The sequence below is a fragment of the Marinobacter sp. B-12 genome (assembly GCF_056857915.1).
In genome coordinates, this window is the sequence record NZ_JBSXOB010000030.1 from 1 (window position 1) to 2,120 (window position 2,120).

Below are 2,120 nucleotides of genomic sequence, written 5' to 3' on the forward strand. Positions count from 1 at the left end.
ACGGAAATACCGGGATTGGCGGCTATAAAGGGCAACCAACCCAAAAACTGAACAATGCCGGCAGAATTGGCCGGCTGACAAAACGAGATCGAAGGCGGTGGAATGGCGGGCTCATTTTTGGCTTTTTCTACAGCCTCGTTAGCTGTTTTTGGTATGGCTATGATTGACAGGTTTGAGGCATGGACCAAGAGGGTTTACCAGCCGCGGGAAGCTAAGTGGAAGCGCCCAGTTTTGTTAACCCTCAGTCTCCTTATTGGATTCTCATGTGGAGTGGCCGGCTACACCCAGTTTCAGTATCAGTGGACAAATGACGAGGTTTGGCTGGTTATCGGTGTATTTGGCTTTTTCTCAGTTATTGGAGCCCTAGTGGCACTGTTTTGTAAGGACTACTGGGTAGCTTTGGTACTTGGGAAAAAATAATGGGCATTTGCGAGCCGCAGCTAACAAGGCAATCAAATTCGTTCCGGCCTGCGGCCTCCACCGGACGCCCTTGTCAGGGCGCCGTTTATTGCTGGCGTTATAAGCCAAGGCTCCGGTAATTTTTAGGTAGTTGGGTGCGCGGGCCATGGCGGAAAATTCGGGGAATGGTTTTGGTTATCAGTAACGGCCCAGGCCATCGAACTCCGCATCCAATTTGGTAGCCCGCATTGGTTTTTTAAGGGTAATCGGCAGCGTGCCCAGGTTGTGGGGCTGTTCGCCGAAAGTCTTGAGTAAGCGGGATAGGTTAGTGCTTTGTATCGGTGCCGGACCGTGAGCTTGTGCGGGGTTTCTTTGGAGTACGCATGGACGTTTTGGTGTGGACCTGAAACCAGCGGGTGACCGGCTTCTAACCAACGCATTAAATACGTTCCGGCCCGATGGGCCTCCACCGGACGCCCTAGTCGGGCGCCGTTTATGCTGACGTTAGGCAGGAAGAGGCCCATGAGCTATGAGCGAATATAACCTCGAATTTGCCGAAGCTATGGCTGAGTCTAGTGCTCTGATTCTCCGTAGCGACTCTTTGCCTGACGAGGCTCAGCGAGCCGCCTTGTATACTGCCCTCGTTGCATGTGAAGTAGCACTGAAATATGTTTTGTCTGAGGCCGGTGTTTCTGTCCCAAAAACTCATGACCTATCAAGGCTGGTTAATCTCGTCTCGAATTGCTCGATTGAGAGAGAAATTTCAAGGGGTGTTATCAAGCGTGTCCCGGCAAGTTGCGTTCGAGGCATCAAGGCAGCCGACGAATACAGTGACGCTACACTGGGTAAGTTGCTCGAAGCAGAGGAGCTCGGGGCGTCCAAATTCCCGAACGAAATTCGCTACGGCCATACGCTGACACACTTCCCTGCATCAGTCATGCAACGGGCAAGTGTTCGGCTTATTTCGTGGGTCAAGACTTATGCCCCAAGCGTACAAGCCTAACAATTGCATTAAATTCGTTCCGGCCCGAGGGGCCTCCACCGGACGGCTTTTTCTCCGCTTCGCTGCGTAAAAGCCGCCGTTTATGCAGGCGTTAGGTGTAAATGAAGTTGATGAACAAGGTGCAAGAGGCCGCAAAACGTATCAAGCAGGATGCGTTAACCGTTTACTTTGTCGCACGGAATCGCGATACACCAGTATTTGTCAGGCTTCTTGCACTCGCAATCGCAGCATACGCCATCAGCCCAATAGACCTGATTCCAGACTTTATCCCTGTCCTTGGCTTTTTGGATGACGTTATTCTTTTACCGCTAGGCATCATGCTTGTTATCAAGCTGACGCCGACTATGGTGATAGAGGCAAGCCGGGCGAAAGCGTCCGAAATGACTGCTAAGCCAGTCAGCAACGTTGCAGCCGCTGTTGTTATTGTCGTATGGCTTTTGTGTGCGGGTGTTTTCGGTTACTGGCTGCTGGGTATCGTAAGCACCTAACCAATAGTTCCAGTTCGTTCCGGCCCTGGCGGGCCTCCACCGGACAGCCTTTTCTCCGCTTCGCTACGCAAAGGCTGCCGCTGAACAAAAGCGTTGAGGCTGTAGAAAAACCCCGATATTCGCTCAGGTTTTGATAGGATCAGGCAAACGGACAAGGAGTCGTCAGATGCCCAAAGCCAAGCCCCGTTTCAAACCCTACAACCCCGACCAGAGCGCCATGGTCGTGATCA

2 protein-coding genes are annotated in these 2,120 nt (G+C 52.2%); both read left to right on the top strand.

All coding sequences use genetic code 11. The features are described 5' to 3' along the window. Window positions 1-928 precede the first annotated feature (928 nt). A complete protein-coding gene (locus AC13D2_RS03240) occupies window positions 929-1,402 on the top strand; it encodes a HEPN domain-containing protein (protein ID WP_303288851.1) in 474 nt (157 codons plus the stop codon). A 101-nt stretch (window positions 1,403-1,503) separates the two neighbouring features. Beyond that, window positions 1,504-1,890, top strand: a complete 387-nt coding sequence (locus tag AC13D2_RS03245) for a YkvA family protein (RefSeq protein ID WP_482938226.1) — start codon at window positions 1,504-1,506, stop codon at window positions 1,888-1,890. Window positions 1,891-2,120 lie beyond the last annotated feature (230 nt).

What these genes read in the sequence shown, in the direction of transcription:
- AC13D2_RS03240 (WP_303288851.1), top strand. Translation starts at nt 929, where the DNA reads ATGAGCGAATATAACCTCGAATTTGCCGAAGCTATGGCTGAGTCTAGT.
- AC13D2_RS03245 (WP_482938226.1), top strand. Translation starts at nt 1,504, where the DNA reads ATGAAGTTGATGAACAAGGTGCAAGAGGCCGCAAAACGTATCAAGCAG.